3 protein-coding genes are annotated in these 3,679 nt (G+C 70.7%); 2 read left to right on the plus strand and 1 reads right to left on the minus strand.

Translation table 11 applies throughout. From position 1 onward, the window contains the following. Positions 1–109 precede the first annotated feature (109 nt). Complete coding sequence (locus ABZV34_RS37655; protein ID WP_356287252.1) at positions 110–709, plus strand: dihydrofolate reductase family protein; 600 nt, start codon at positions 110–112, stop codon at positions 707–709. Between the two features lie 174 nt (positions 710–883). Here the strand turns inward: ABZV34_RS37655 and ABZV34_RS37660 are convergent, their stop codons facing one another. After that, positions 884–1,852, minus strand: coding sequence for a helix-turn-helix domain-containing protein (locus ABZV34_RS37660; RefSeq protein ID WP_356287255.1), 969 nt, complete (start codon positions 1,850–1,852; stop codon positions 884–886). A gap of 402 nt (positions 1,853–2,254) precedes the next feature. Here ABZV34_RS37660 and ABZV34_RS37665 point away from each other — a divergent pair. Further along, the coding region (locus tag ABZV34_RS37665) for a S8 family serine peptidase (RefSeq protein WP_356287258.1) at positions 2,255–3,679 on the plus strand (1,425 nt) is incomplete at its 3' end.

Raw genomic sequence — 3,679 nt, forward strand, 5'->3', positions numbered from 1 at the left:
CCGCACGGAGTACGGCGGTGGCCCGCGGCCGCTCGACCGGCCGAGTCGCGATGAGTCCCGCGGCCTCCGGCGGTCATACTGTCGAACCCGTTGCCGAAGGGGGCTACTGATGCGCCGCGTCACCTATTCGATGAACGTCTCACTCGACGGCTACATCGCCGGACCGGACGGCGGCTTGAACTGGACGGAGCCCGACGAGGAGGTCTTCCGCTTCTGGATCGACGAGATCCGAGAGGTCGGCGTCCATCTGCTGGGACGACGGCTGTACGAGACGATGCTGTACTGGGAGACCGCCGACCAGGATCCATCGCTGGACGAGTCGAAGCTCGAGTGGACCGCGCTCTGGAAGCCGCTCCCGAAGGTGGTGTTCTCCACCACGCTCCCGGCGGTGCAAGGAAATGCCCGATCGGCCTCCGGTAGCCTGGCGGAGGAGATCGAGCGCTTGCGGGCCGAGCCGGGCGAGGGCGACATCGCGATCGGCGGCGCGACTCTCGCCGCCGAGGCGGCCGCGTCGGGTCTCATCGACGAGTACCGGCTCATGGTCCACCCGGTACTGGTCGGCGGTGGCATTCCGTTCTTTCCCCGGCACGAGCGCCGGGCGGATCTCGAACTCGTCGGGACCCGCACCTTCAACTCGAAATTCGTCCATCTCCGCTACCGCGTGGCGCGCCGGCCCGTGTCCACGAGGCCGGGACAGCCGGAGTCGTAGAGGGGCGACGACGGCTCGGCCCCGGCTGCGGGACAACCCTCGGACCGCGTCCCGCGATTGATCCACATCCACATCTACGTCCACGTCTACGTCGGCACCGGCACACCCGCGCATGAACAGCGCCCGGGTCCCGAGGACTTGCGGGAAGGCAAGCCCTTGATTCCCCGGAAGTCCTCAGATCCAGCCCCTCTTCGCGGCCTCGGCCCCGACCTGGAAGCGGGTGTCGAGGCCGAGCCCGGACGCGATCGCCGCGATCCGGCGGGTCACGGTGCGCGCGCTCGTCCCCAACTGCCGGGCGATCGCGTGGTCCTTGTAACCCGCCTGCATCATCTTCAGCAGCAGGAGATCCTGCGGGCTCGGCCCGTCGGGCGTCGCCGGATCGGTCGCGACGACGGTCTGCGCACGCTGCCAGTAGGAGTCGAACAACTCCAGGAGCGCGTCGAGCAGCCCCGACCGGTGGACCACGGCGATCATGTCGTAGCGGCCCGGGACCAGCGCGACCAGCGCGACGCGTCGGTCCATGATGCGCAGTCTGAACGGCAGGGCCGGCAGGATCCGGGCCTGCTCGCCGATCCCGGCGAGGTGGCTGATCAGCTCGAAACGGCCGGGCTGCGCCAGCGCCTCCGGAGTGTAGACCGACCGTATGTCGACGCCGCGGCCCAGCAGGTCCATCGTCAGGTCCTCCTCCAACTCGGTGCTGTAGGCGCCGAGATAGGGGGGACGGTCGAGGACCCAGAAATGGGTGCGGACCGACTGCATCAGTTCGGCGACGCGCAGCGTGATCTCCGCCTCGCCGGTGATCACCTCCACCAGTCCGGTCGGATCCTCCCGCAGTCGTCGGGCACGGTACTCGTCAGCCAGGTCGTCGACGGTGCCCCACACCGCACTGAACGCCGCCTCGGTCTCGGCCCGGCGTCTGGCGAGCAGCGCGCTCAGCGCGGTGTGCGGGCCGACCGGCCGGTACTGGCCGTGCCCTTCCTTCCGCAGCATGCCCAGCTCCACCAACCGGGAGACGGTGCGCCTGATCCGGCTGGGCGTGGTGCCAAGGCTCTCGGCGATCTCCGCAGTCGTCCGGTCCGATCTGGTCAGATAGGTGCGGTAGACCCGTTCGTCGAACTCGCTGATCCCCAGGGTGCTCAGCACCGGCGGCCCTCCCCGTGATCACCGCCCGGCGAGCCGTCGGGACGCTCGTGACGCGAATCGCCAGCTGGCGATGTACGACATGAGTTTGATCTAGACAACCGTCGTTCACAAGCCTTCACTTCGAACGTTCACGCCACCTGTGGAAGGGCTCCGAGCACCCTCGATGCCGACGACCGGTCAGGCGGCGCCACGTGGACGGCAGAGGACGACCGTGCTCTGCCCGACCGCACAGCCGGGAGAGACCTTGTGAAAGCACACCACCGCAGACGCTGGAGTGTGCCGGTTGCCGCCGGCGCTCTGGTACTCGCGCTGGCCGGCCCCTACCAGGCGGCGGCCTCGGCGCCCTCACCAGCCCGCTTTGACGCCGACGCCTCCCCGTCCACCGCATCCGCGTCCGACCGGGTGCCCGCGGGCGACCACTCCGTCACACTGATCACCGGTGACGTGGTCACCACCCGGCAGAGCCCTGGCACCGACGGCAGGGCCGGAGGCACCGTCGGCGTCCGCGGTGCCGACGGGCGCCCCGTACAGACCCACATCCTGACGTCCGGCGACGACCTCTACGTGTTCCCCGAGTCCGTCCTGCCCTACGTGGCCGAGGGCACCCTGGACCGGCAGCTGTTCAACATCACGGACATGATCGCCGACGGGTACGACGACGCGCACCGTGACCGGCTGCCGCTCATCGTCTCCTACACGCACTCCGCCGACACGCGCCGCAAGGCCGCCGCCCTGCCCGACGGGGCGACCCGGGTCCGCACCCTCGACGGCATCGACGGCGCCGCTCTCACCGCGGACCGTGCGCACGCCGCGGACTTCTGGAAGTCCGTGGCCGGGACGTCGACGACCGACGGAGCCCGCAAGCAGGCCACCGCACCGGCCTTCGCCGACGGGATCGCGCACATCTGGCTGGACGGCCTCGTCCACGCCGACCTCGCCGACAGCACGAAGCAGATCGGCGCGCCCCAGGTCTGGGCGGACGGCAACACCGGACAGGGCGTGGACGTCGCCGTTCTCGACACCGGCGTCGACGCGGGACACCCCGACCTCGCGGACCGCGTCGCGAGCCGGCAGAGCTTCGTACCGGACGAGAACACCGACGACCACGTCGGCCACGGCACGCATGTCGCGTCCATCATCGCCGGCACCGGCGCGGCCTCCGACGGCAAGGAGAAGGGCGTCGCCCCCGGCGCCCGCCTCGACATCGGCAAGGTCCTCGACAACACCGGATCCGGACAGACCTCCTGGGTCCTGGCCGGCATGGAATGGGCCGCGGTCGACCAGCACGCCAAGGTCATCAACATGAGCCTCGGCGACGGCCAGGTGTCCGACGGGACCGACCCCCTCAGCCAGGCTGTCGACCGGCTCAGCACCGAGACCGGCGCGCTGTTCGTCGTCGCCGCCGGCAACGCGGGCGCACCCGGCACCATCGGCTCACCGGGCGCGGCGAACGACGCGCTGACCGTGGGCGCCGTCGACTCCGACGACTCCGTGGCCGTCTTCTCCAGCCAGGGTCCCCGCGTGGACGGCGCCCTGAAGCCGGAGATCACCGCCCCCGGCGTCGGCATCCTCGCGGCCAACTCCCAGTTCGACGGCAACGACGCGGGCGCCTACCAGACCATGAGCGGCACCTCCATGGCCACGCCCCACGTCACGGGCGCCGCCGCGCTGATGGCCGCCGCCCACCCGGACCTCACCGGAAGCGCGCTGAAGGACCTGCTGACCAGCAGCTCCCGGCAGACCCCGCAGTACGACGCCTTCCAGGCGGGCAGCGGCACCCTCGACGTCGCCGCGGCCGCGCACGCCGGAGTCTTCGCCACGGCGACC

It is taken from the genome of Streptomyces sp. NPDC005195 (assembly GCF_040608315.1).
In the GTDB taxonomy this organism is placed as follows: domain Bacteria; phylum Actinomycetota; class Actinomycetes; order Streptomycetales; family Streptomycetaceae; genus Streptomyces; species Streptomyces kaempferi.

What these genes read in the sequence shown, in the direction of transcription:
- ABZV34_RS37655 (WP_356287252.1), top strand. Translation starts at nt 110, where the DNA reads ATGCGCCGCGTCACCTATTCGATGAACGTCTCACTCGACGGCTACATC.